We start from the raw sequence: 25,791 nt of genomic DNA, 5'->3' as shown, positions 1-25,791 counted from the left end.
ACCGTGTCCGCATCCGCGATACGGATTGGTCGCAAGCGGCGCATACTCTTCCGCCTGGCCCTTGGGCTCGTAGATCAGGGTGCAGCCTTTTGGAATTGCCATCACCAGCGTGCCGCCAGTCCCGCCGCGCGGGCCTCGTTGAGCTCAGCCATTGCGGCGTTGCTACCGCCGGCGTCGGGATGTCTGTCACGCGCCAAACGGCGGAAGTTCGCTTCGATCACATCCCTGGATGCGTCTGCCTTGACCTGCAGGATGTCCCACCATTGCTTCGGCGCCGAGAGCGCCGCGAAGCCCGTGAACGCGCGCTCGAGGATCTGCGCGCCGCCGTGCCGCTCGATCGCGCGCATGGCTTCAAGCGTCGCGGCGATCGCGGCCACGTTGTCGCGGACTCTGGTGGAGGCATCGATCGCGATGACGCGCATCGGCCCGATCTTTTTCTGAAAGTATACCGCTACGCCGGGATCTTCGGGCTCGCCCTGGTCACCGCGCGGCAGGCCTGACAGGTTGAGCTTGAGGTTGGTCGAGACGATCGAATCGTCGGCGACGTTCACCCCGAGCCGCTCGAGCTCGTAACGAACGCGCTCCACGGCATCGGCCATGGTGATATCGGCCTTTTTCTTCCAGGATCCGCCGCCGGGGACGTTGCTGTAATTGGTCTTGGTTTTCCCGAACTGGCCGACCTTGCGGGCGCGCGACCGCGGCCAGCCTTGGGGCCACTGCAGCGGGTAGGCGGGGATGCTCATTTTCAATCCTGACGGTTTGTCAGAATCGCGGGGGCGTTTCGGTGGAGATCAGGGACCGATCAGGTCGGCGGTCAGAATCGCACTGAACGATTCCAATGCGTTAGGACAGGTTCGAATCCAGCTGCCCCGACCAATATTTTCAATAGATCGAACCATTGAGACGCGGATTGCGGCAACGCCGCAGCAGTTCCGCGCGGCTTCGAGCGAAATACTGCTGAAACCATTTTCGCGGGTGCGCGAAAATCACCCGAAACGATGCGTTGCGACACTCCGACCGGCGTCAGCCGAGGCGAGAGATTCTGGAGGTTGCCGATGACTGCACTTGTCCAAGCCGTTTCCCGCTACCGCGAAACAAAAGCCGAAACCTAGACCGACGTATGGACGATGGCCGCGCCGCTTTGCGGCGCAGGCCCCTGGCGGTGTATCTCATCGGCGCGACCTATGGGCTTGACCTGAGCCCCGCTCCGCGCCGTCAGGCTCCGGACGGCCGCGGCCGAGGGCAAATTGACCGACCGGGCCCTCGATGGAGAAGTCCAGCCCGGTCATGCGGGCGAACCGGTCGATATTGTTGGTGCCGATCGCGCATCCGCCGAGTCCAAGATCGGTGGCAGCCAGATAGAGCGTCTGCGTCAACACGCCGACATCCTTCAGGATCAGGGAATAGGCCACGGAGCTGTATTTCCAGGAGACCCGGCCGAAGCGCGCGGCGATCACGATGAGGATTTGCGGAAGGCCCGACGCGCCGATGGCGAACTCCGCGTCGCAAAGCTGTGCCTCGAGGTCCTGGGCGCGGACATCGATTGGTGTCAGCGCATGGCGGTCGGCATCGTAGTGATAAAATCCGCGGGCCAGCTCTTCGCATTTGTCCACTGCAAGATAGACTTCGAGTTCGTAAGCCGCGCCGCCCGACGGATAGGGGCGAGAGGCATAGGAAACCTCCGGCCCTCCGTCGCCCGTGTCGTCACGGGACGTCCATTTTTTCCGCACGCGGGCGGCTGTCTGCAAGAAGGCTGCTAGTTCCGCCAACGTGATGGGATGCTCATCGTCGAAGTCGCGTATCGAATGCCGCGCGTCGAGGAGAGATGTGAACGGCGGGGGCAGGTCAGCCGGCGCTGGCGAGCCTTCCATCGCGATAGCCTGTCCAGGCCATGGTGACCGTACCGCGGGTAGTGGTGGCATCAAATCGGAATAGGAGTAGAGGCCGCCCAACGGGTTGGCCTGCCGCCCCTCGGTGCTGTGGGTATGAAACAGGAGATCGTGGAAGTCCCACAGCGCGAGATTGGGATCGCCTTCGGACGGGCGCAGGCCGTCTGCGTCGCCCGGCTTCAGCTTGAACAGGATCTGGCAATCCATCAACAGTCCGAGCAGCTCAAGGCCGGGAAAGCCGCGCTCCTTGCGATATCGGCTGATCTTCTGCGGATGTGAGAGAGTGGTAAGCGCCGCGGCAATTCTGGGATCGCCGATCCTGAACAGGCCGTCCGCGCGCGGCGATTCCAGCACCATTTCCTTGCCGCGACGCCGCAGGTAAGCAAATCGCGACAGAGCGATCGTATCGTTACTGGCGATCTTCGCGATCTGCGGCCAATAATCGGCAACCTGCGGTTCGATCACGACCTGATCGCCGCCGCGCGTGCGACCGAGGCGGTATTCCAGGAGACCGCTACGCGCCAATCGCTGAAGCAGCAAATCGATTTCCTTGTCGGCCGCTCGGCCGCGCCGAACCGAAGCGAGCGGCAGCCCGTCACGAAGTTCGCCAAGACGCTTTATGGTCGCCGCGCCGAATTTTCCGAGACTCTGGCCATAGCCATTGAAGCGCGCGACCACGTTCCCATCCGCCTGTGCCTCAAGCGCGACGTGCGCGTTGAGGCGGGCGGCAAGCATCGGCGCCGGTGCAGTGCGCTTGCGGGTTTTCGTTGCAGTGGCCAAGCCGATTTCATCCTCTAGGTATGAGGCAGGAATGGCGTCAGTTCGCTTTCCGTGATTGGCATATTGCGCAGGCCAAGCTTTACGGGGACATCGTAGAGACGGCCCGGCCCAAAGCGGCGATAAAAATGGCGCAAGCCCGGCACGATCACCCGAACTACAGACGTCTCCACGTCCGGCCTTGTCTGGTCGAGAACGAGAAAATCCAGTCCCGCCCGTGTTGCAACCTCCACGCAGGCATCGACTTGCTTGCGGGTATCGTCGAGAGACCCGAATTTCGAGCCCGTAAAGATGGGTGCCGCCGGCCGGCCGCTTGGCAGAAGGAAGGGATAGTTGCTCAGTTGCAGTGGCGTGACACGGTCCAAACTGGGCTTCTCACCCGTTCCCCCATTCATGAGGCCAATCGACAGAAACTGGTTGAGTTCGGTCAGGGTGCGCAACAATGCGATACGCCTGTCGAAATGCGCGCCGGAGCCGAACTCGATGTTCTCGTGTCCATTTTGCATCCAGTGCACTAGCGCGACATAGGTCGGCACGCCGAGATCGCTGGTGATATCGAGCACCCACAGCTTTCGTCCCTGGTCGCCCAGCTGGGTTCGGAGATCCTGAACATAGGAATCGTTGAACTGATCAAGATCGAGCTCTTGGCGCTCCAAGCGGTTGTACCACCAGATCGCGTAGGCATCGCGCTCGACCAGCTCGAGGAATCCTTGAACAATGGCCTCTTGCAGCGTATTGCCGGCCGCGCAACCGTTGGAGTCGGCGTTGTAGGCACCTTCGCCGCCGCCATAGAAAAAATACATCAGGCTGGTCGGTAGATACCTGAAGCGCTGATCGCGCAGCGACCAGACCGGCGACCAGTCGATCTTGGCCGAAGCATCGAAGCGCTCGGGGACTCGGTGGAAATCGTTCGGCTCCGCCTCGGGTGAGGTAAATTGAGCGTCGCTGAAGAGCAGCACGCTCTCCGGATTGATCGCTTCGGCCGATTCAAAATCGCTGAAACGCCTGCTCACCCGGATTTCATCGCCCTGGAAGATACCGGAATAGCGTTCGATCGCTTCCATCAAGGCGCTGGCTTCGGCTTGTTCTGCCGTAGAGCCCTTGCCGAAGCTTCCGCCCGTCAAACCGGCGCGTAGCGCATCGACTGTCAGCGCTGGCCCCGAGAAGTTATGGTCCGCGAAATAATTGGTGTTCAACGGCAGGTCGGCCTCGATCCGCTCCAGCTTCTTGACGACGCCGGTCAGCGGGCTGACATGTTTACGGAAACGCGCTACCGTCGCGCGCGACGATACGGTACGGAATCCTCCGCTCGTCATCGTCAGCTTGAGGCCGGGCCCAAGCTCGATCGGCGTTGGTCGGCGGCGCGGATCGCGCAACTTCTTGCTGCCGCAGGTCGGGCACTGCGGACGGTGCGCGACATAGTGCTTGACGGTCGTCGAACCCAGCAAATCGTGGCTGACGATGTGGTGGCCCAGATCGGTGCGAAAGCCGGTGGCGATGGCCTTGGCGATTTCGAGCGCCACAAATTGGATTGCACTCTGACCTACCGGATTTCGTACCAGCGGCGAGAGCGCAACCGGCTGCGCGCCGCCGCGGTCGAGAAATCCTTTGACTTCGCGGTTGCGGATCATGCGATCGAACAAGCAGGTCCAGCACGGGCCTTTGCCCGGGTCGAACACCGGCCCTACCAGCGGAAACGCGCCTGACGACTGCACCAACAGCCAGCGAGCGCCGTCCTTAACTCGCTGCCGGTTCAACTCGGCCAGGCGCCGCTCCAGATAGTCGCTGGCCAGCGTGACAGTGAGATCGGCGTTGCGCGAAACAATACGAACGCCGAATTCGCCGAGCGCCCCCGTAAACTCCTTGGCACCTTGCACGTCTAGCGCTTCGACGCGCACGCGGCAGTTCGCCAGATTTTGTTCAGCGATACCGGGCGTCAGGCCGAGGCTCGCCCAATAGCCGGCCAACGCGCTGTTTGAGGTCGGTGATGCCTCGACGATGTATTGGCGTTCGATCAGGCGCTTGAGCGCCTCCTCGACCTTTTCGGGCGGAAACCGCTTGCCGAACTCAGCGACGAGCTGTTGCAGGCTTTTTCCGCCTTTACTGATCGCCTTCGCCAGTTCGCAATAGAGTTCGCCATGCAGGAAGAATTTGCGGTCTTCGGAATAAAGGCAGACCTGGTCGGGTGGCAGCACGTAGACCGTGAAGTTCGGCGCAAACTGCGCGATGTCTTTCTTGGCGGCGCGGCGGGAGGAGGGGGTCTTGCGTTTGGCTTTCATGGTTCAGCACACCAAGCTTGTCCGCAACGTCGGCTTGCCAATTGCAAGAGATTGTCCTGGATCGGGAGTTTTCCTCAATCCAGTCTGCGCGCGGATATCTTTTGTGATGGGGCTCGGCGCAGTCGCCACGCGCTGACATGACGTTGCAAACCGGAGGCGATGTCATCGGGGAACACAATATCATGGCCGGGTCGACGATGTCGAACCCGGCCATTTGACCAAGAACTCTGATCAAACGAACTGCCTTAGCACAGGCGGCAAGCACCCCAGGACAGGCAGCAGGCGCCTCCCCATCCCCAGCCTCCGCCCCATCCCAATCCGCATCCGCCGCATCCGCCGCATCCGCAGCCGCGGCCACCGCATCCGCGACATCCGCCGCAACCGTGGCCACCGCCGCAGCCATGGCCGCATCCGCCGCCATGGCCGCATCCGCCACCATGGCCGCATCCGCCACGGGCCAGTTGGATCCTGCCATCGTTAGCCGCCGCAGCTTCCTTGTCGAACACGTAGAATGTGGCCAAGCTCACGTCTGCGATTTCTTCCTCGCCGAGCGTAACCTGGGGATTGGATGAATATTTCGTGACTTGGGATGCGTCGTCTGTTGGCGCAACCGCTGCGGACGCACCGCCGACCATCGAAAAGGTCAAGCCGGCTGCGCCCAGGGCCGGGAGCGCCGCCTTCACTCGCTTTTGCTTCGAAGATTGTTTCACACGCGCCATAACCAAATCCTCCGTTCTCGCAAGCGGTTCGAGTGTAATAAGCTTACTTCAAGGGCTATTCCGTCGCAAGCTGGACACCCTTCACGAAATGCCGAAAGCCCGTTCGACCGCCAAGATTTCATATTGATGAACGACAGTTGTGGCACCGTTCATTCATCCTCCATTCATCATTTGGGTGCTGGATAAAAATCGGTTTCGCCGCCCGAAATCCCAAATATCGGCTGAAACAACTGTCGGAGCGTTTCTCCGTTCCAAGCCTTTAGGCAAATTTGCGCAGGGTCCCTTGAGACTCCTGCTGCTGCTCCTTGCGTCGGGCCGCAGCGGCGATTACGCCTGAACGGGCGACGGCAATTTTTGCGGGCGCCGACGGAGAGGCGGACTTGGTCAACGACCGCGGATACTTCATTTGGTTCGAGCTGATGACCACCAACATGGCGGCTGCGGCGGCATTCTACCGCAATGTGGTTGGCTGGGGGACGCAAGAAGCATCGACGTCGAAGCTTCCCTATACGCTTTTCATGGCAGGCGAGGCCCCGGCCACCGGTTTGATAGAATTACCGGAAGAAGGCCGCCGAATGGGCGCGACGCCGAGATGGATGGGATATGTCGGCGTCAGCGACGTGCGCGCAACCGTTGAACGGATCAAGCACCTCGGTGGCGCGGTATACGTACCGCCGACTGACACCAATATCGGCTTGATTTCGGTCGTCTCCGATCCGGGCTCGGCAAGCTTTGCGCTGATCGATCGCATGCAAATACGACCGCAGCAACCAACCGAATCCGGCAAGATCGGGCGCGTCGGCTGGAATGAACTGCTTGCCGCCGATCCCGAGCGGGAGCTTGCCTTCTACTTTGAGCTTTTCGGTTGGCAGAAAGCACTGGGCAAACCCGATTTGCTCGCCGGCTATTGCTCCTTTTCCGCCGGTGGCCTGGTGATCGGCGGAGCGCAGAAGATGTGGCCAGAAGAACCGGCCCCGTTTTGGTTGTTCTATTTCAACGTCGACGATCTGGATGCCGCCATCGAGCGCGTGGAGGCTGGTGGCGGCAAGGCGGTCCGCAACGAGATGGATCTGCCCAGCGGTATCTCGGTTGCCCGCTGCGTCGACCCGCAGGGAGCGGCATTTGCCCTTCAGGGAAAACGGGGCCATGACCCCAAGATCGGCTGGCGCACCGAATGGCAAGGCTTTTCCTCGCGCGGGCGGCTGGTTGCACCAAAGCCCCGGCGAGAATCCGACAAGTAGGACGTGTCGCTGTCGCCGTCAGGCAGGCTTCGGCAGGGGCGGCTTGATCGGCTTATCCTGCCGCTTCGACCAGGAGATGTAGTAAGCGACGACGGTCATGATCGCGATGCCGGTCACGCTGACGAAGAGCTGAGCGAAGAATGAGCCCGAACTCATCATCAGTTCGAAATGTCCGACGAAGGACAGGAAGACGCCGACACAGAATACGGCAAGCGACTGCTGGCCGCAGACGATCACCGGATCAAATATCTTCCACTCCAGTCCCGACCAGTCTTTCGGTACGAAGCGGATGACGAGGATGACAATCACGGCGAAGTGCAGGAAGCGGTAGGGCGCAAGGTTGGTCTTGTCGTTCGGATTGAACGCGGAATAGAGCCAGTCGGGGAACATGGCGCCGAAATCCGTAAACCTCCCCGCCATGGTCATGACCAGCGCAAACAGAAGATAGGCCACGCAAAAATAGAGCGTGATCGGAGAATCGATAAACCGACGGTTTTTCCGCGCGCCGCCGAGCGCACACCACGATCCGAATACGAACAGCACCTGCCAGCAATACGGATTGAAGTACCAGGTCCCCGCGGGATAGGACCGAAAATTCCAGCCGAAGTGCCTCGCGACGAGCCACAGCACAATGGAGGAGATCATGGTCAGATCAGGCTTGCGCAACATCATCCACAGAACAGGCGGAAAGAATCCCATCAGCACGATGTAGAGCGGCAATACGTCCAGGTTGACCGGCTTGAACTTGAGCAGCAAACCTTGCCGTAGCGTTTCCGTCGCCTGATCGACGAGGCCAGCGACGTTAAATTCGTTGATGATCTCCGAGTCGCCGAAGCGTAGCGCCAGATAGCTGATCGAGGCGATGTAGATGACGAATAGAATGATGTGGGCGACATAGAGTTGCCAGACCCGTTTGGTCAAACGGGTCGCGCCGACGATGAATCCGCGTTCCAGCATCATCCGTGCATAGACGAATGAGGCCGTGTAGCCCGAAATGAACACGAAGAGGTCGGCCGCGTCGCTGAAGCCATAGTTCCTGGTCGTGATCCAGTTCACGACGTTGTCCGGAATGTGGTCGAGAAAAATCGCCCAGTTGGCGATGCCGCGGAACAAGTCGAGCCGGAGGTCGCGTCCTTTTTCCGGCAAGGTGGCGTTGATTTTCATGGGGGCCGTTTTCGATGTGAGATATCCGGTGAGGAGGCGGCGAGCGAAGCAACGGTCCTGACGCCCGGCTAGTGGAGTGGATTTGACATTCGCTACCCACCTAGCCGCGAGTTCGTAAAGCGAATGTCAAATCCCAAAACTCCACTAGAATCGTAATATTTGCTAGTGGTCCCATGATTCTAACATTCGCAAAAATGGCCGCTGAGAAGGGATGCGAATGTTAGAATCGGACCACTAGATTGTCACCGGACGTTATAATGAATATACCATTTTGGCAGATGTTTCGTCACTGGCTGGAGAATCACTGATTCAGGTTCGGGATGGAATTTTACACGATCCCGGCTGTTTCGTTGGCTCCGCTGAATTCCTTGTGAAGGTTGATCGCCCATGACCGCCCGAATTTTCAAACCTGCCAAAAACGCGATGCAATCCGGCAAGGCCATAACAAAGGACTGGCAGCTCGATTATGAGCCGGAACAGCCGCGTTTCGTCGAGCCCTTGATGGGCTGGACCAGTTCGGGCGATATGAAGCAGCAGCTCACGCTCCGCTTTGAGACCAAGGAAGAGGCCGTGGCCTATTGCGAGCGTAAGGGCATCGCCTATCAGGTGCTCGAACCGAAGGATTCGGTGCAACGGCAAGTCGCCTATGCCGACAATTTTGCATTCCGCCGTGGCGAGCCTTGGACGCACTGAGGTTCGGACTCAAATTCGGATTCGATGGAATTCGGCTTCGTCAACATTGGCCGGCATGCGGCATCAAAGCACATCAGAATACCGCTTTAAGATGCTGATCTAATAAGGTTTTCCGATAAATCTCGTTGACAGGTCGTTTTGCCGGTTGCGTAAGCTATCAGCACGATGACACGATGGGGCGCTTCCGTTGCGCAGACTGTGGCGCACTCCAAATTGCCGAAGGCCATGCCGCTCCACTCCAGCATCGATCCCGCCTCATCAGAGTTTGCCCGCAACGCCGAGGTGATGAAATCGCAGGTCGCCGGGCTTCGCGAAAAGCTCGATCAAGTGGCCGGCGGCGGCGGTGAAGCCTCGCGCAAGCGCCACACCTCGCGGGGCAAGATGCTGGCGCGCGAGCGCGTCGATCTGCTGCTCGATCCTGGCACCGCCTTTCTCGAACTGTCGCCGCTTGCCGCCTACGATCTCTACGGCGGCGACGTGCATTCGGCGAGCATCGTCACGGGTGTGGGGCGCATCTCGGGACGCGAATGCGTGGTCGTCGCCAACGACGCCACGATCAAAGGCGGCACCTATTATCCGATGACCGTGAAGAAGCACCTGCGGGCCCAGGACGTCGCCCGGCAGAACAATCTTCCTTGCGTTTACATGGTCGATTCGGGGGGCGCATTCCTGCCGCAGCAGGATGAGATTTTTCCCGATGAGCGGCATTTCGGCCGCATCTTCTACAATCAGGCACAGATGTCCGCGCTCGGCATCCCCCAGATCGCGATCGTAATGGGCTCGTGTACAGCCGGTGGCGCCTACGTTCCGGCCATGTCGGATGAGAGCATCATCGTGCGCAATCAAGGCACGATTTTTCTTGGCGGTCCGCCGCTGGTGAAAGCTGCAACCGGCGAAGTAGTCACGGCCGAGGAGCTGGGCGGCGCGGACGTGCATTCGCGCCAGTCCGGCGTCACCGACCATTACGCGCAAAACGACGCGCATGCGATCGGGATCGCTCGCCGGATCGTCGCGACGCTAAAACAGCCGGCGCGGACGCAATTGAACATGCAGCCGCCACGCGAGCCGCTGTTTCCAACAGAGGAAATCTACGGCGTGGTTTCCTCGGATGGACGCAAGCCATTTGACGTGCATGACATCATTGCGCGGCTGGTCGACGGCTCCGAATTTGACGAGTTCAAGAAGCTCTATGGCCAGACGCTGGTCTGCGGATTTGCGCATATCTGGGGCTATCCGGTCGGCATCATCGCCAATAACGGCATTCTGTTCAGCGAAAGTTCGCTGAAGGGTGCTCATTTCATCGAGCTCTGCTGCCAACGGCAGATTCCGCTCGTGTTTCTTCAGAACATCACCGGCTTCATGGTCGGCAAGAAATACGAAGCCGGCGGCATCGCACGCGACGGCGCCAAACTGGTGACGGCGGTTGCGACTGCCAACGTGCCGAAATTCACCGTCGTTATCGGTGGCTCCTATGGCGCCGGCAATTACGGAATGTGCGGCCGCGCCTACAGCCCGCGTTTCCTCTGGATGTGGCCGAACGCGCGGATTTCCGTGATGGGGGGCGAGCAGGCGTCGATGGTCCTGAGCCAGGTCCGGCGTGACAATATAGAGGCTAAAGGCGGAACGTGGTCGGCCGAGGAGGAGGAGAAATTCCAGGCGCCGATCCGCGCGCAATATGAGAAGCAGGGCAGCCCGTACTACGCCACTGCGCGTCTCTGGGATGACGGCGTGATCGATCCGGCTGACACGAGGCTTGTGCTCGGGCTCGGTCTTTCGGCGGCAACCAACGCGCCGATCGAGCCGACGAAATTCGGCCTGTTCAGGATGTGACGATGGACCGGTCAAAACTCTACCGGCGCTTTCGCACCCTCATGATCGCCAATCGTGGCGAGATCGCCGTGCGCGTGATCCGCACGGCCAAGGCGATGGGCTTGCGCACCGTCGCCGTCTATTCGGAAGCCGACCGCAACGCGCGGCACGTCGCGATGGCTGACGAAGCCGTTCTGCTCGGGCCATCACGAGCGCGCGACAGCTATCTCAACATCGAGCGGGTGATCGAGGCGGCGCGCAAGAGCGGCGCAGAGGCGGTTCACCCCGGTTATGGATTTTTGTCGGAGAACGCTGACTTCGCCAAGGCGTGCCTCGATGCGGGGCTGATTTTTGTCGGCCCGACGGCTGAGATGATGCAGGCAATGGGCTCGAAGTCGGGCTCGAAACTCTTGATGGAAAAGGCGGGCGTACCGCTGGTGCCGGGTTATCACGGCGAGGCGCAGGACGATGCGACGCTCGCCAAGGCGGCGGCAAAGATCGGCTTTCCGGTTCTGGTCAAGGCATCTGCGGGCGGCGGTGGCCGCGGCATGCGCGTCGTGAGGAAGGCCGAAGAGCTTGCGGCTTCTGTGGAGAGCGCCAAGCGCGAGGCGAAGGCGGCGTTCGGCGATGATCGCATGCTGATCGAAAAACTGGTCGAAAACCCGCGCCACATCGAGGTACAGGTGATCGGCGACAGCCACGGCAATCTGCTGTCGCTGTTCGAGCGCGAATGCACGCTGCAGCGCCGACACCAGAAGGTGATCGAGGAGGCGCCGTCACCGACGCTAAATGCCTCCCAGCGTGAAGCTGTGTGTGCGGCTGCGCGCAAGGCGGCTGGCGCGGTCAGCTATGTCGGCGCCGGCACGATCGAGTTTGTCTCCGATGGAAAGAACGTTTTCTTCATCGAGATGAACACGCGATTGCAGGTCGAACACCCCGTGACGGAGCTGATCACCGGCATCGATCTCGTCGAATGGCAACTGCGTGTCGCGGCGGGCGAGAAGCTGCCGATGACGCAGGAACAAATCACACTACGTGGCCATGCCATCGAAGCGCGGGTTTACGCGGAAAATCCCGACAAGAACTTCATGCCTTCGGTCGGCGTGATCCGAAGCTGGAATATACCGGAGCAATCGGCCGGCCTGCGGATCGATGCCGGTTACCGTCAGGGCGATATCGTGTCGCCGTATTACGATGCCATGCTTGCCAAGGTCATCGCCTGGGCGCCGACGCGTGATGTCGCGATCGACCGGCTCGGAAGGGCGCTGGAGCAATCGGATGTGCTCGGCGTCGTCACGAATATTCCGTTTCTCGCCGCCCTGGTCGGCCATCCGGCGGTGCGCGCGAACGCGATCGACACCGGTTTCATCGAACGCGAACTGAAACATCTCACGGCAAGTCCGAAGCCGCCGCAGGATCTCGAATTCGCTGCTGCGGTTGCTGCCATCCTTCGGAAGGAAGCCGGCGCCGCCGAAGACGTCGCAAAATCCCCCTGGGGAACCGCAGGATGGATGCCGGTCGGCCGGCGTCAGCGGGTATTTGCCTTCCGGGATCGTCAGGGAAACGAGCAGAAGGTCACGCTGCGATATGGCAAGGCGTCGCCGACACTTGCGATTGGCGATCGTGTAATCGGCTTTGCCGCTGTGGCTGGTGATGCCAGCGGCATTGATCTGACGCTGGACGGGACCAAATCCAACGTCACCGCGTTCGTGGAAGGCCACGAGCTCTATGTGCGGACGCGCAACGGCCGCCTCGAACTGCATTGGATAGACCCGTTCGGCGGCGACGACGAGGAGCAGGTTGGCGAGGACCGGATCGTTGCGCCGCTACCGGGGACGGTCGTGGCGCTGCTGGCAGAGGTCGGCGCGAAGCTCGAGAAGGGCGCGCCGATCCTGACCCTCGAAGTGATGAAAATGGAGCAGACGCTGCGGGCGCCATTTGCAGGAGTGCTAAAGGCCCTCAAATGCAAGGTCGGCGATATCGTCGGCGAGGGCGTTGAATTGGCCGAGATCGAGCCAGCTTAAGGGTAAATACCATGAGCGACGGGGTGCGCATCGTCGAAGTCGGTCCGCGCGACGGCCTTCAGAACGAGAAGACGCCGGTCAGCGTCGAGGCGCGGGTCACCTTCATCGAAGTATTGCTGGACGCCGGGCTTCATACGGTCGAGGTCGGTGCCTTCGTTTCGCCGAAAGCCATTCCGCAGATGGTCGGTTCGGACGAGGTGTTGCGGCGTGTCGGTTCCCGACCGGACGGCGAATTTCATGTCCTGGTGCCGAACGAGAAGGGCTATGAGGCCGCGCGTGCCGCGGGTGCCAGGGTGATTGCCGTGTTCGGATCGGCTTCCGAAGGCTTTTCGCGCGCCAATATCAATTGCTCGGTCGCTGAATCCATCGAGCGGTTCAAGCCAGTGGTTGCGCGCGCGCGCGCCGACGGCGTCAGGGTTCGCGGCTATATTTCCTGCGTTCTCGGCTGCCCCTATGACGGCGAGGTCAAGCCGAAAGCCGTCGTCGACGTTGCCAAGGTTCTCTGGGATCTCGGCTGCTACGAAGTCTCGCTTGGCGATACGATCGGCGTGGGCACGCCGAAGAAGGCGCGCGAGTTGCTCCGCGCCGTCGCCGGTCACGTACCGATGGCGCGTCTTGCGATGCATTTTCACGATACCTACGGCCAGGCGCTCGCCAACCTTTATGCCGGGATGGAAGAGGGCGCACGGGTGATGGATTGCGCCGCCGGCGGCCTCGGTGGATGTCCCTACGCGCCGGGCGCCACCGGCAACGTTGCGACCGAAGACGTCATCTACATGCTGGAGGGCTTGGGCGTCGCCACCGGCGTCGATATGACAAAACTCGTTCAAGCAACCAACGAGATCAGCACACTGATAGGCCGGCCGCCGGTCAGCCGCGTGGCAGCTGCGCTGAACGCAAAGAAGCGATTGGCGAATAGCGAATAGAAGACCTCCATTCGCTATTGCCGGCCGCTATTCGCTCATGGGCTCCCGTCCGGTCCCATGATGAGATTCGGCAACCAGGTCGAAATCTCCGGCAAGAAGCAGAGCACGAGCACCGCCAGCATCATCAGGAGAACAAACGGCAAGGTGCCGAAGATGACTTCGCGAAGCGGAATGTCGGGGGCGACATTGTGGATGACGAAGATATTCAAACCCACAGGCGGATGTATGAGCCCCATCTCCATCACGATCGTCATGACGACGCCGAACCAGATGATGTCGAAATTGGCGGCACGAAGCGGCGGCAAGATGATCGGCGCCGTCATCAGGATGATCGACACGGGAGGCAGGAAGAAACCGAGCATCACGACCAGGACCAGGACCGCCAACAGCAACTCCCAACGCGGCAGGTGCATGGCCACGACCGATTCGGCGGCGGATTGCGAGATGTGCAGATAGCTCATCACGTAGGAATAGAGCAGCGACATGCCGATGATCAGCATCAGCATCGTCGATTCTCGGACCGTCGACGTCAGGATCGGCGCGAGGTCGCCTGGCCGCCAGACGCCATAGATCAGCGCGATCAGGATCAGCGCCAGCAGGCCGCCGAGGCCGGCCGTCTCCGACGGTGTGGCATAGCCGCCGTACAGCGCGAGCATCACGCCGGTCAGAAGCAGTACGAATGGCAATACCCTCGGCAGCACGCTGAAGCGTTCGGCCATGGTGAACTTGTCATGAACCAGGATCGCCGATTCGGCGCCGGTCTTTTCATAGGCCAGCTTCGCTGCCGCATATTCCTTACGAAAGCGGATGACCGCATAGCCACCGAATAGCGAGACCAGCAAAAGAGCTGGGCCAATGCCGGCCAGAAACAGCCGGCCAAGCGATTTCTCGGCTGCGACCGCAAACAGGATCATGGTGATCGAGGGTGGCAACAGAATGCCGAGCGTTCCGCCGGCGGCAATGATACCGGCCGCAAACCCGCCGGAATAGCCGCGCTTGCGCATCTCGGGGATGCCGGCCGAGCCGATCGCCGAGCAGGTGGCTGGTGAGGATCCAGCCATGGCAGCGAACAGCGCGCAGGCAAATACGTTGGCGACACCCAAGCCGCCGGGGACGCGGTGCAACCAGGCGTGGATTGCCGAATAGAGGTCCTGCCCTGCACGGGATTTGCCGATCGCCGCGCCCTTGAGGATAAAAAGCGGGATCGATAACAGCGTAATCGAGGCCATTTCCTCGTAGACGTTTTGCGTCACCGTATCCAGCGACGCCTCCGGCATGTAGATACCCATGAACACGACGGCGACGGCGCCAAGCGCAAATGCGATCGGCATGCCGGAAAACATCACAAACAGCGTCGCAATGCCGTAAGCGACGCCAACTCCAAATACGCTCATTGACGGGCCGCTCCGGCGATCGGTGCGACGATCTGCAACAGGATTTGGACGCACAAAAGTGTCATGCCGAGCGCCATCAGGCCATAAGGAATGTCGAGCGGCGGCGCCCACATCGAATCCGTCACTTGGCCCTCGTGCCAGGCTTCATAGGTCAGCGTCCAGGACTTCCAGGTAAAAAACGTGCAGAATGCAAAGCTTACAACATCGACCAGCCATAGCCGGATGCGGTTGGCAGCTGGCGAAAGCAGGCTGACGAAGGCTTCGATACCGATATGGCCGCGCTGTTGCTGGACCCAGGCCGATGTCATGAATGCAGTACCGACGAGGAGAAACACCGCCGCCTCGTCCTGCCAGTAATTCGGCATCTTAAATAGTTCCCGCCCAACCACGCTGTCACTGAGGATGATGCATGCTGCGATCATGGCGATGGAGGCGAGAATGAAGATGACCCGGTTGCACACGGTCAGAATACGGTCGATCGCCACGACCGGCCAGGGGCCGGTCGCAGCGTCTTGCTGATAATCCAGATCCGGAAGTGGACCGTGCGTCATGCCGTGACGTCGGATGCGAGTTTCAGCAATTGGCCGGACGTGGCGGTCTTGGCGCCGTAATCCTTCCACGCCGTATCGCGGGCAATATCGCGCCATTTGTTGACGGTTGCTGTGTCGAGCTGGCTGACCTTGGCGCCCGCCTTGGCATATACCTTGCCGACTTCCATATCGTCGTCTTGCGCCCCCTTGCGCCCGAAGGCTTCCAACTCGGTGCCCAGAGCAAGGATCGTGGCCTGATGCTTTTTCGGCAGACCGTCGAAAATCGATTTCGACATCAGCAGCGGCTCAAGCATGAACCAGTAGGAAGCTTTCGCCCCGGAGGTCAGCGCTTTCGAAACCTCTTCGAGCCGGAAGGAAATCAGGCTGGTGGAGGACGTGATGCCGGCGTCGCAGGCGCCGGTCTGCATGGCCGCGTAAAGGTCGTTCGATGGCACCGACAGCACGGCGGCGCCCGCGGTCTGAAGCACCATGTCCATTTCGCGCGAACCGCCGCGGACCTTCAGGCCTTTGCAGTCTTCCGGCAGCACCAGCGAGCGTGAACGACTGGCGACGCCGCCCGCCTGCCACACCCAGCTCAGGATGACGATGCCCTTGTCGGCCAGGAAATCGGTGAGCGTCTTGCCGACCTTGTTCTTCTTCCAGTTCATGCCCTGGTCGTAGGTCGAGACCAGGCCTGGCATCAGCCCGATATTGGTCTCCGGCAATTCGCCGCCGGCGTAGGGCAGGGGGTAAAGGCTGATATCGAGCGCGCCCTTTCGCATCGCCGAGAATTGCGCCTTGGTCTTGATCAGTGACGAGTTCGGATAGACGTCGGCCGTGATCTCGCCGCCGGTGCGTTTGGCCAGTTCAGCGGCGAATTTCCGGCACAACCTGTCGCGGAAATCGCCGGTGTCGATCGTCCCACCCGGGAATTGATGCGAGATTTTCAAGGTTGTGGCCGCGTGGGCTGTGCCGATCCCGAAACGCAGGATGGCAGGTGCGGCAAGTGTGGATGCAAGGATATGGCGACGCGTGAACATGTTAACCCTCCCTGGGCAATGGCTCGACGATTGTTCGTTGGAAATTCTGGACGGAGCTTAGGATGGACGGGCTTATACCCGCCCAAATTCCCGATGGCTGTTATCGGAAAGTCTGAGACGGGCCGGCGCGCATATTGGTGCGCCGCAAACTGTGGCAAAATTGCTGGAGACGGTTGCTTATTTCAAGTTTTACGTTTCTCCGGGCTGGGCGCGGCCTCCACAGGCCTGTCACACGGCAAAACTTTTTTCAATGGCGCGGTAACGAAAACTGCGGCGGGATCGTCGTTAAGACGGATGGCCCAGGCCACCACCCTACAAGCCACCGCCAAACCGGCATTCGAAGTCTAGAAGGAATCCCACCGATGACCATCACCACCCGTATTGCGCTCGGAATTTCGGCTGCGGCGCTGTCGTTCAGCCTCGCGCTCGCTCCCGCCTTCGCCATGGACGACATGAAGAAGGATGACGGCATGATGAAGAAAGACACCATGTCCAAGGACACCATGAAAAAGGACACGATGTCGAAGGATACGATGAAGAAGGACGACGGCATGATGAAGAAAAAAGACGGGATGATGAAGAAGGACAGCAAGTAGTTCTTCTCTCGGGCAGGAATTGGCTGGCAGGCTCGCCCGGCGCGGCGGGCCTGTAGCCTCTCCGGGGCCGGCCGGCCGCGGTCAAGGTGGCAGCCCCCGGCGCAAAAAGGGACGCCAAGCGGCCGTTCGCGGCGGATGGCGCCGTCTTAGGGCGGCAGCGACTTCTTCAACTCCATCGTGACCCCTGACGTATCCGCCGCAACCTCCGGCGCGATGGTCCAGGCAGCAATCGCAACCAGCATCAGCACGATCGCAAGGCTCAGCGCGCTGACACTTGCCGCGAGGTAACGTTTCGACGCTTTGTACATGGAAAAACGCTCACGCTGTCATCCTCCCCAGGGCCAGCGGCTAACGGCTCACCGAGTCGCCGGGCAAGTTCGTGGCGGGCGAGCGGCGAATTCCGGGCGTGTTTCGGCTGCTGGCAGGGCAGCGGGAGATTTCGGTGTCCTTCCTGATGGAAGGGTAACCATGTATCCGGACCGGACCGGAGGATTCGTGGCGATCCCAGCAGGATTCGAACCTGCAACCCACGGAGTAGAAATCCGTTACTCTATCCAGTTGAGCTATGGGACCGCTTGGGGGCGGCTTATACCACCGAACGTAAAAATTTAGCATTCCGCCCGGGGCCGTATCCGAACCGATTTCAGCGCCCTCGCGACAAAGGGCTGGGCCGGGCGGAGCGTCCTGGCCAGCCGCGCCGCCGCGCTCCTGGCGGGCGCTGGGTTATGGCATTTAAGGCTTTCGACAAATGTCGCATATGACTTTTTCGCAACCTGATTTCCCTGCCACGAGTCCGTCACCTTTTAGCGCACTTCTGCTTGATCTGCGGCCCGGTCGCCGCATCGGGAGCTCCACCATGATCGGTTTGGTTCGGGCGGCAATTATTGGCGCCGTGCTGGCGTTTGGCCTGGTGTCGGCGCAAGCGGCGGACAAGCCGTTCAAGCGCGACGACCTTGCAGATTCGGCGATCAAGCTCGAGGCCCAGATCAAGAGCGAGGCGGGCGCCGTGAACAAATCGGCGGCCGCCCTGAGATCCGACGCGGAGGCTGCCTTCAAACGCAACGATATGCGGACCGGTCTGCAAATCCTCGGGCAGATCGTGGCCACGACGCCGGACGACAGCGGCAGTTGGCTCCGGCTTGCTCACACCATTTTCCAGATCAAGCCGGCCACTTCCAGCGAGCAGATTTTCCTGCTCGAACGCGCCTCGACCGCGGCCTATATCGCCTACCAGCGCGCCGCCAACGCGGGCGACGAGGCGGATGCGCTCGCCGTGCTTGGCCGGGCGATGTCGGAGCGCAAGCTGTGGCGGCCGGCGCTGGATAGTCTGCGGCTTTCGCTCGACCTGCGCGAAGTCGCCGACGTGCGTGCCAGTTACGAAAAGACGCGCGACGAGCACGGTTTCCGGCTGCTCGACTATACGATCGATTCCGATTCAGCCTCGCCGCGCGCCTGCTTCCAGTTCTCCGAAGAACTCGCCAAGCGCACCGACTTCACGCCGTTTGTCGCGCTTGCCGGCAATGACAAGCCGGCGCTGACTTCGGAAGGCAAGCAGCTGTGCGTCGACGGGCTGAAGCATGGCGAGCGCTACAACCTCAATCTACGCGCCGGCCTGCCGTCGACCGTCAAGGAAGGGCTGCCAAAGTCCGTGGAATTCAACGTCTATGTTCGCGACCGCAAGCCGTTGGTGCGTTTCACCGGGCGTGCCTACGTGCTGCCGCGCACCGGTCAGCGCGGCATTCCCCTGGTCAGCGTCAATACGCCTTCGGTTTCCATCGATGTGTTCCGGATCGGCGACCGTAACCTGATCAATACGGTGATCGATGGTGATTTCCAGCGATCGCTCAGTCGTTATGAACTTTCCAGCCTTGGCGACGAGCGCGGCGTCAAGGTCTGGTCCGGCCAGCTCGCGACCGCCATGACGCTCAATCAGGACGTCACGACGGTGTTCCCGGTCGACGAAGCGCTCGGCACGCTGCAGCCCGGCGTTTACGTGATGACGGCCGCGGCCAAGGGGCCGGGTAGCGACGCCGGCAATGACGATGGAGGAGGACTGCCGACGCAATGGTTCATCGTCTCCGACCTCGGTTTGACGGCGTTCTCCGGCAATGACGGCATTCATGTCTTTGTGAACTCGCTGGCATCGACCGAGGCGGTCGCCAAGGCCGACGTCCGTCTGGTCGCGCGCAACAACGAGATCCTGGCGACCCGCAAGACCGACGAGAGCGGTCATGCGGTGTTCGAGGCGGGCCTCGCACGTGGCGAGGGTGGGCTTTCGCCGGCCATGCTGACGGTGAGCGCTGACAAGGCCGACTATGCGTTCCTCAGCCTGAAATCGAGCGCGTTCGACCTGTCGGATCGCGGTGTTGCGGGCCGCGCGGTGCCCGCCGGAGCGGATGCGTTCGTCTATGCCGAACGGGGCGTCTATCGATCCAATGAAACGGTCTATCTCACGGCGCTTTTGCGCGACGGCCAGGGCACCGCCATCTCGGGCGGACCCCTGACGCTGGTGATCGAGCGGCCGGATGGCGTCGAATTCCGCCGCAAGGTGCTCCCCGATCAGGGCGCGGGCGGCCGCACGCTGGCGGTGGCGCTCAATTCGGCCGTCCCGGCCGGCACTTGGCGGGTGCGCGCCTTCACCGATCCGAAGGGGAATTCGGTCGGAGAAACCACCTTCATGGTTGAGGATTATATCCCCGAGCGCATCGACTTCGATGTGACAGCCAAGGAAAAGCAGATCAAGGTGGATGCTCCCGCAGAGCTCAAGGTCGACGGCCATTTCCTCTATGGCGCGCCGGCTTCTGACCTTCAACTCGAAGGCGACATGCTGGTGGCGACCGCTGACGAGCGGCCGGGCTATCCGGGCTATCAGTTCGGCGTGGCGGATGAAGAGAACGCCAGCAACGAGCGGACGCCGATCGAGAACCTTCCCGAGACTGACGCCAGCGGCGCGGCGACTTTCCCCGTGAGCTTGCCGAAGCCGCCGACATCGACCCGCCCGCAGGAAGCGCAGGTCTTCATCCGCATGGCGGAAGCAGGCGGCCGCGCGGTGGAACGCAAGATCGCCCTTCCGGTGACCCCGACTTCAGCCATGATCGGTGTCAAGCCGCTGTTCGACGACAAGAACGTTGCCGAAGGTGACAAGGCGGCGTTCGATGTCGTGTTCGTGGCGCCCGACGGCAAGCCTTTAGCGCGCGACGGCTTGCGCTACGAACTGTTGAAGATCGAATCCCGCTATCAGTGGTATCGCCAGAACTCCTCCTGGGATTTCGAGCCGGTCAAATCGACAAGCCGTGTCGCCGATGGCGATCTGACGGTCGCGCCCGACCACCCCGCGCGCATCACGCTCTCGCCGCGGCCCGGACGCTATCGCCTCGAGGTCAAATCGAACGATGCCGACGGTCCGTTGACCTCGGCCCAGTTCGACGTCGGCTGGTATTCCGACGGCGGCGCCGATACACCGGACCTTCTGGAGACCTCGATCGACAAGCCGGAATATCAGTCCGGCGACACCCTGGTGGTCTCGGTCAATGCGCGTACCGCCGGCAAGCTGACCATCAACGTTCTCGGCGACCGGCTTCTGACGACGCAGACGACCGACGTCAGGGAAGGCACCACCCAGGTCAGGATTCCCGTCGGCAAGGATTGGGGAAGCGGCGCCTATGTCGTAGCGACCCTGCGCCGGCCGCTCGATGCCGCCGCGCTGCGCATGCCGGGCCGCGCCATCGGTCTGAAGTGGTTTAGCATCGACAAGAAGGCCCATACGCTTCAAGTCAAGTTGTCGCCGCCGGCGCTGGTGCGTCCGAACAGCACGATGAAGCTGCCGGTGAAATTGACCGGGCTCAATCCGGGTGAAGACGCCAAGGTCGTGGTAGCCGCGGTCGACGTCGGCATTCTCAACCTGACGAACTACAAGCCGCCGGCGCCCGACGACTACTATCTCGGCCAGCGCCGCCTGACGGCGGAAATCCGCGACCTCTACGGCCAATTGATCGACGGCATGCAGGGCACGCGCGGTCAGCTCAAGACCGGCGGCGACAGCGCGGGCGCGGAATTGCAGGGCAGCCCGCCGACCCAAAAGCCGCTCGCGCTTTATTCCGGTATCGTGACAGTTGCCGCCGACGGTACTGCCGAAGTCAGCTTCGACATTCCGGAATTCGCCGGCACCGCGCGCGTGATGGCGGTTGCGTGGACCGCGACCAAGCTTGGTCGCGCCACGGTCGATGTCACCGTGCGTGACCCCGTGGTGCTGACGGCAACGTTGCCGCGTTTCCTGCTGACCGGCGATCACGGCACCATGGGTTTCGATCTCGACAATGTCGAGGGGGCGCCGGGGGATTACAGCATCAACGTCAAGGCTTCCGGGCCGGTGAAGGTCGGTGGCAACCCGGTCAACACAGTGAAATTGGCAGCCAAGCAGCGGTCGTCGATGTCGTTGGCGCTCAATGCCAATGGCTCCGGCAGCGCCGCGCTCGACGTTGATATCAAGGGACCGAACGGTCTGACGCTGGCCCGCCACTATGCGCTGGATGTAAAGCCCGCGACACAGGTGCTCACACGGCGTTCGGTGCGGACCCTGGCGAAAGGCGAGAGCCTGACGCTGACCTCGGACATGTTCTCCGATCTGGTTGACGGCACCGGCACGGTCTCGGTTTCCGCAAGCCTTTCCACCGCGCTCGATGCGGCGACGATCCTGAAAGCGCTGGACCGCTATCCCTATGGCTGTTCGGAGCAGATCACGAGCCGCGCGATGCCGCTGCTTTATGTCAACGATCTCGCTGTGGGTGCGCATCTGGCGATGGATACAGCGATTGATCAGCGCATCCGCGATGCCATCGACCGCCTGTTGGCAAGGCAGGGCTCGAACGGCTCGTTCGGCCTATGGTCGGCTGGCGGCGACGATGCCTGGCTTGATGCCTACGTGACGGACTTCCTCACACGTGCACGCGAAAAGGGGTTCACCGTGCCGGACGTGCTGTTCCGCAGCGCGCTCGACCGCATCCGCAATTCGGTCGTCAATGCCGAGGAGCCCGAAAGGGACGGTGGCAAGAACCTTGCGTATGGTCTCTATGTGCTTGCCCGCAACGGCACCGCGCCGATCGGCGACCTGCGCTATCTCGCCGACACCAAGCTGAACAATCTGGCGACGCCCATCGCAAAGGCTCAACTCGCCGCGGCGCTTGCCCTCGTCGGCGATAAGGCAAGGGCAGAGCGGGGCTATGCAGCGGCGGCCGACAGCCTTGCGCCCAAGCCTGTGCTTGAATTCGGCCGGGCCGATTACGGTAGCGCCCTGCGAGACGCGGCGGCACTGGTGTCATTGGCAGGCGAGGGCAACGCGCCGAAGGCCACATTGATGCAGGCAGTGACGCGCGTAGAAGCCGCGCGCGGGCTAAGCCCGTACACTTCGACCCAGGAGAACGCCTGGCTGGTGTTGGCGGCGCGCGCCCTTGGCAAGGAGACCATGGCGCTTGATGTCGATGGTAGCCCGATCAAGACGGCGCTCTATCGCAGCTATAAAGCTGCGGAGACAACCGGCAAGCCGATCAAGATCACCAATACCGGTGACGCGCCGATCCAAGCCGTCGTCTCGGTCGGCGGCTCGCCGATCACGCCGGAACCAGCCGCGGCCAACGGCTTCAAGATCGAGCGCAATTACTTCACACTCGACGGCAAGCCTGCCGACGTTTCGAAGGTCAGGCAGAACGACCGCTTCGCGGTGGTCCTGAAGATCACCGAGCCCAAGCCCGAGTTCGGCCACATCATGGTGTCGGACTATCTCCCGGCAGGCTTTGAGATCGACAACCCGCATCTCGTTTCGTCGGGCGATACCGGAACGTTGTCCTGGATCGAGGATGGCGAGGAGCCGGAAAACACCGAGTTTCGCGACGATCGCTTCACGGCGGCCATCGATCGCGCGGCCGATGACAAGGCGGTCTTTACGGTCGCCTATGTGGTGCGGGCGGTGTCGCCCGGTAAATATGTGTTGCCGCAGGCCTACGTCGAGGACATGTACAATCCCTCCCGCTATGGCCGCACCGGCACAGGTTCGGTTGAGGTGCATTCCGCCAAATGAGTGCAGAGGTCGAACAAACCGACGTCATCCGAGCTGTTCGTCGCGCCAGACGAGCAGGATGGATGACGCTGACGGCGGTTGGCGTTGCTTTGGCGGCGGCGTTTGCCGGTTGGGTCGCTTCGCTCGGACCGTTGCCATTTCGCGAGGTGCGCGAAGTCTCGACCACGATCGTCGATCGCCACGGCAAATTGTTGCGTGCCTATGCGATGGCCGACGGACGCTGGCGCTTGCCGGTTCACGCGGCAACCGAGGTCGATCCTACCTATCTGAAGCTGCTGTTCGCCTACGAAGATCGCCGCTTCTATTCTCACGGGGGTGTCGATCCTTTCGCGCTGGGCCGTGCGGCGCTTCAATTGGCCACGCGCGGCCATATCGTGTCCGGCGGTTCGACGATCACCATGCAACTGGCCCGCCTGATGGAGCCACGCCGGCGGCGCTCCGCCTACGCCAAGCTCCGGCAGATGGTGCGGGCCGTCGAGATCGAGCGGAAAATGAGCAAGGATCAAATTCTTGACCTCTATCTCGCGCTGGCGCCATACGGCGGCAATCTGGAAGGCATCCGCGCGGCCTCGATCGCTTATTTTGGCAAGGAGCCGAAACGGCTTTCGCTTTCGGAAGCAGCACTCCTGGTGGCGCTGCCGCAATCGCCTGAAAACCGCAGGCTCGATCGCCATCCGGACGCGGCGCGGGCTGCGCGCGACCGCGTGCTTGATCGCATGGTCGAAGACGGCGTGATTTCCGATAGCGATGCGGCCGAGGCCAAGGCCGTGCCTATTCCGAAGATGCGCAAGCCGATGCCGATCCTGGCGCCGCATTCCGCCGATCAGGCGATGACGGCGATCAAGGACCAGCCGATCGTCGCGCTGACGCTCGATTCATCCTTGCAGCATTCGCTTGAATCGCTGGCGCACGACCGTGCGATTGCGTTGGGGCCGAATATCTCGGTTGCCATTCTCGCTGTCGACAATGCGACCGGCGAGGTGCTCGCGCGCGTCGGCTCACCGGATTATTTTGACGACAATCGCGCCGGCCAGGTCGACATGACGCGCGCGCTGCGTTCGCCCGGATCGACGCTGAAGCCGTTCATCTATGGTCTGGCATTCGAGGACGGCTTCGTCCATCCGGAAAGCCTCATCGACGACCGTCCCATCCGTTTCGGCTCCTATGCGCCGGAAAACTTCGACATGACTTTCCAAGGCACGGTTCCGGTGCGTAAAGCGCTGCAAATGTCGCTCAACGTGCCGGCGGTTGCATTGCTGGACCGGGTCGGCGCCGACCGTCTTTCTGCGCGGCTCAAGCAGGCAGGGGCTGATGTGGTTTTGCCCAAAGACGAGGTGCCGGGTCTGGCGATGGGTCTCGGCGGTGTCGGCATCACGCTGCAGGATCTTGTGATGCTCTATTCCGGGCTGGCGCGGCTCGGCAACACCCGGCCGCTGCTCGAGATGCAAAGCCGGCGCGGCGAGGGGCGGGAACCTGAGCGATTGCTCGACCAGATCGCTGCCTGGCAGGTCGGTAATGTCTTGTTGGGAACGCCGCCACCGGAGAACGGCATACGCAACCGGATCGCCTTCAAGACCGGCACCAGTTATGGCTACCGCGATGCCTGGTCGATCGGTTTCGACGGGCGGATGACGATCGGAGTGTGGGTCGGCCGTCCTGACGGCGCGCCGGTGCCTGGTATAGCCGGCCGCACGGCGGCTGCTCCGATCCTGTTTGATGCCTTCGCTCGCACTGGCAAATTGCCGGCCGCTTTGTCCAGGGCGCCCAAGGGCGCTTTGTTGGTGGCCAGTAATGCCAAATTACCGCTGCCGCTGCGACGATACCGCCCGCTGGGCGACCTGGTTCGAACCGACGGTGAGCGCGCGCCGCACATCCAGTTCCCGATCGCCGGTTCCTGGATCGATGTTTCCGGTGTCGATGGAACCTCGCCGGTGCCAATAAAAGTGGCAGGTGGCGTGCTTCCGATCACAATGCTCGTCAACGGGGTGTCAGTCGGGGAACTCGATACCCGCCGCCAGCGCCTGATCGATTCGCCCGGTCCAGGCTTTGCCAGATTGACCGTTATCGACGCCAAGGGTGCGGCGGACACAGTTGTCGTCAGAATTCAATAATGACTAGCTAAGCGGTTGTCGCGTCGTCGTTTTCAGCGTATGCGGAACCGATGAGCGACACCTATCCCCGCCCTCGGTTTGGACAGCCGCGCGAGCCTCAAAAGAGGGTCGATCCCGGCAACCGTCTCGTTGACGTCCTGAATTTTGCGACTGCGAGCCATGTCCGCGCCGTCGCGCTTCTGGTGCTCTGCGGGCTCTTATTATTCCTGCCGGGCTTCTTCAGAATTCCTCCGATCGACCGCGACGAAGCGCGTTTTGCGCAGGCGACCAAACAGATGGTCGAAAGCGGCGATTTCGTCGACATCCGTTTTCAGGATGAGGTGCGCTACAAAAAGCCGGTCGGTATCTACTGGATGCAGGCGGCTGCGGTCGAAACGGCGTCGGCGCTCGGTCTGCCGCGCGCCCAGGTGCGCATTTGGGTCTATCGCGTGCCATCGTTGATCGGCGCGTTGGGGGCGGTGCTTCTGACCTATTGGGCGGCGCTGGCTTTTGTCACCCGGCGCGGCGCTATCCTGGCGGCGCTCAT

15 protein-coding genes, 1 tRNA gene and 2 pseudogenes are annotated in these 25,791 nt (G+C 61.6%); 9 read left to right on the top strand and 9 right to left on the bottom strand.

Features of this window, described 5'->3' with window-relative positions:
• Nucleotides 1–101 precede the first annotated feature (101 nt).
• The 3 genes from M6D32_RS05660 to M6D32_RS05650 form a co-directional block, all read right to left on the bottom strand.
• A complete protein-coding gene (locus M6D32_RS05660) occupies nt 102–743 on the bottom strand; it encodes a J domain-containing protein (RefSeq protein WP_298254206.1) in 642 nt (213 codons plus the stop codon).
• Nucleotides 744–1,169: 426 nt separating this feature from the next.
• A complete protein-coding gene (locus M6D32_RS05655; protein ID WP_366145822.1) occupies nt 1,170–2,669 on the bottom strand; it encodes a SagB family peptide dehydrogenase in 1,500 nt (499 codons plus the stop codon).
• A gap of 14 nt (nt 2,670–2,683) precedes the next feature.
• Nucleotides 2,684–4,945 (bottom strand): TOMM precursor leader peptide-binding protein, encoded by a 2,262-nt coding sequence (locus M6D32_RS05650; protein ID WP_298254205.1) that lies wholly within the window; start codon nt 4,943–4,945, stop codon nt 2,684–2,686.
• A 1,099-nt stretch (nt 4,946–6,044) separates the two neighbouring features.
• On the opposite strand from M6D32_RS05650, the gene M6D32_RS05645 reads away from it, so the two are divergent.
• Entirely contained in the window at nt 6,045–6,905 is an 861-nt protein-coding gene (locus tag M6D32_RS05645) for a VOC family protein (RefSeq protein WP_298254203.1), read from the top strand.
• A gap of 18 nt (nt 6,906–6,923) precedes the next feature.
• Here the strand turns inward: M6D32_RS05645 and M6D32_RS05640 are convergent, their stop codons facing one another.
• On the bottom strand, nt 6,924–8,069 hold the full coding sequence (locus tag M6D32_RS05640; RefSeq protein WP_298254201.1) for an OpgC domain-containing protein: 1,146 nt from the start codon (nt 8,067–8,069) through the stop codon (nt 6,924–6,926).
• Nucleotides 8,070–8,456: 387 nt separating this feature from the next.
• On the opposite strand from M6D32_RS05640, the gene M6D32_RS05635 reads away from it, so the two are divergent.
• The 4 genes from M6D32_RS05635 to M6D32_RS05620 all read left to right on the top strand — a co-directional run bounded on the left by M6D32_RS05635 (nt 8,457) and on the right by M6D32_RS05620 (nt 13,521).
• Nucleotides 8,457–8,762: an ETC complex I subunit gene (locus M6D32_RS05635; RefSeq protein ID WP_298254199.1), complete on the top strand. Its 306-nt coding sequence runs from the start codon at nt 8,457–8,459 to the stop codon at nt 8,760–8,762.
• Nucleotides 8,763–8,987: 225 nt separating this feature from the next.
• Nucleotides 8,988–10,592, top strand: coding sequence for a carboxyl transferase domain-containing protein (locus M6D32_RS05630; protein ID WP_298254208.1), 1,605 nt, complete (start codon nt 8,988–8,990; stop codon nt 10,590–10,592).
• A 2-nt stretch (nt 10,593–10,594) separates the two neighbouring features.
• Complete coding sequence (locus M6D32_RS05625; RefSeq protein ID WP_298254197.1) at nt 10,595–12,595, top strand: acetyl-CoA carboxylase biotin carboxylase subunit; 2,001 nt, start codon at nt 10,595–10,597, stop codon at nt 12,593–12,595.
• 11 nt (nt 12,596–12,606) lie between these two features.
• Nucleotides 12,607–13,521, top strand: a complete 915-nt coding sequence (locus M6D32_RS05620) for a hydroxymethylglutaryl-CoA lyase (RefSeq protein WP_298254195.1) — start codon at nt 12,607–12,609, stop codon at nt 13,519–13,521.
• A gap of 35 nt (nt 13,522–13,556) precedes the next feature.
• Here the strand turns inward: M6D32_RS05620 and M6D32_RS05615 are convergent, their stop codons facing one another.
• Genes M6D32_RS05615 through dctP form a run of 3 tightly spaced genes read right to left on the bottom strand, consistent with a single transcriptional unit; the run spans nt 13,557 to nt 16,485 of the window.
• Entirely contained in the window at nt 13,557–14,915 is a 1,359-nt protein-coding gene (locus M6D32_RS05615; RefSeq protein WP_298254193.1) for a TRAP transporter large permease, read from the bottom strand.
• A complete protein-coding gene (locus M6D32_RS05610) occupies nt 14,912–15,466 on the bottom strand; it encodes a TRAP transporter small permease (RefSeq protein WP_298254191.1) in 555 nt (184 codons plus the stop codon). The genes M6D32_RS05615 and M6D32_RS05610 overlap by 4 nt, the downstream gene beginning before the upstream one ends.
• Nucleotides 15,463–16,485 (bottom strand): TRAP transporter substrate-binding protein DctP, encoded by a 1,023-nt coding sequence (dctP, locus tag M6D32_RS05605; RefSeq protein ID WP_298254189.1) that lies wholly within the window; start codon nt 16,483–16,485, stop codon nt 15,463–15,465. Before dctP ends, M6D32_RS05610 begins: the two co-directional genes overlap by 4 nt.
• 362 nt (nt 16,486–16,847) lie before the next feature.
• Here dctP and M6D32_RS05600 point away from each other — a divergent pair, with 362 nt between their 5' ends.
• The gene (locus M6D32_RS05600; protein WP_298254187.1) at nt 16,848–17,081 is read left to right on the top strand and encodes a pentapeptide MXKDX repeat protein; all 234 of its coding nucleotides are present in this window, start codon (nt 16,848–16,850) and stop codon (nt 17,079–17,081) included.
• Nucleotides 17,082–17,227: 146 nt separating this feature from the next.
• On the opposite strand, the pseudogene M6D32_RS05595 reads toward M6D32_RS05600, so the two are convergent.
• Nucleotides 17,228–17,392, bottom strand: a pseudogene (locus M6D32_RS05595) (hypothetical protein); the annotation flags it as partial.
• 185 nt (nt 17,393–17,577) lie between these two features.
• Nucleotides 17,578–17,654, bottom strand: a tRNA-Arg gene (locus M6D32_RS05590).
• A gap of 283 nt (nt 17,655–17,937) precedes the next feature.
• Between M6D32_RS05590 and M6D32_RS05585 the strand changes: the two genes are divergently transcribed.
• The 3 genes and pseudogenes from M6D32_RS05585 to M6D32_RS05575 form a co-directional block, all read left to right on the top strand.
• On the top strand, nt 17,938–23,154 hold the full coding sequence (locus tag M6D32_RS05585) for an alpha-2-macroglobulin (protein WP_298254185.1): 5,217 nt from the start codon (nt 17,938–17,940) through the stop codon (nt 23,152–23,154).
• Between the two features lie 62 nt (nt 23,155–23,216).
• Nucleotides 23,217–25,265, top strand: a complete 2,049-nt coding sequence (pbpC, locus tag M6D32_RS05580; RefSeq protein ID WP_298254183.1) for a penicillin-binding protein 1C — start codon at nt 23,217–23,219, stop codon at nt 25,263–25,265.
• Between the two features lie 50 nt (nt 25,266–25,315).
• Nucleotides 25,316–25,791 (top strand): annotated as a pseudogene (locus tag M6D32_RS05575) (glycosyl transferase); the annotation flags it as partial.

This window comes from Bradyrhizobium sp. (genome assembly GCF_027307225.1).
Classification (GTDB): domain Bacteria; phylum Pseudomonadota; class Alphaproteobacteria; order Rhizobiales; family Xanthobacteraceae; genus Bradyrhizobium.
The sequence above is the reverse complement of the archived record's forward strand: the minus strand, read 5'-3'. Positions and strand labels throughout refer to the sequence as shown.

Bases quoted from the DNA above. Each gene is read 5' to 3' on its own strand.
- M6D32_RS05660 (WP_298254206.1), bottom strand. From the start codon at position 743: ATGAGCATCCCCGCCTACCCGCTGCAGTGGCCCCAAGGCTGGCCGCGG.
- M6D32_RS05650 (WP_298254205.1), bottom strand. From the start codon at position 4,945: ATGAAAGCCAAACGCAAGACCCCCTCCTCCCGCCGCGCCGCCAAGAAA.
- M6D32_RS05640 (WP_298254201.1), bottom strand. From the start codon at position 8,069: ATGAAAATCAACGCCACCTTGCCGGAAAAAGGACGCGACCTCCGGCTC.
- M6D32_RS05635 (WP_298254199.1), top strand. From the start codon at position 8,457: ATGACCGCCCGAATTTTCAAACCTGCCAAAAACGCGATGCAATCCGGC.
- M6D32_RS05630 (WP_298254208.1), top strand. From the start codon at position 8,988: ATGCCGCTCCACTCCAGCATCGATCCCGCCTCATCAGAGTTTGCCCGC.
- M6D32_RS05625 (WP_298254197.1), top strand. From the start codon at position 10,595: ATGGACCGGTCAAAACTCTACCGGCGCTTTCGCACCCTCATGATCGCC.
- M6D32_RS05620 (WP_298254195.1), top strand. From the start codon at position 12,607: ATGAGCGACGGGGTGCGCATCGTCGAAGTCGGTCCGCGCGACGGCCTT.
- M6D32_RS05615 (WP_298254193.1), bottom strand. From the start codon at position 14,915: ATGAGCGTATTTGGAGTTGGCGTCGCTTACGGCATTGCGACGCTGTTT.
- M6D32_RS05610 (WP_298254191.1), bottom strand. From the start codon at position 15,466: ATGACGCACGGTCCACTTCCGGATCTGGATTATCAGCAAGACGCTGCG.
- dctP (WP_298254189.1), bottom strand. From the start codon at position 16,485: ATGTTCACGCGTCGCCATATCCTTGCATCCACACTTGCCGCACCTGCC.
- M6D32_RS05600 (WP_298254187.1), top strand. From the start codon at position 16,848: ATGACCATCACCACCCGTATTGCGCTCGGAATTTCGGCTGCGGCGCTG.
- M6D32_RS05585 (WP_298254185.1), top strand. From the start codon at position 17,938: ATGATCGGTTTGGTTCGGGCGGCAATTATTGGCGCCGTGCTGGCGTTT.
- pbpC (WP_298254183.1), top strand. From the start codon at position 23,217: ATGACGCTGACGGCGGTTGGCGTTGCTTTGGCGGCGGCGTTTGCCGGT.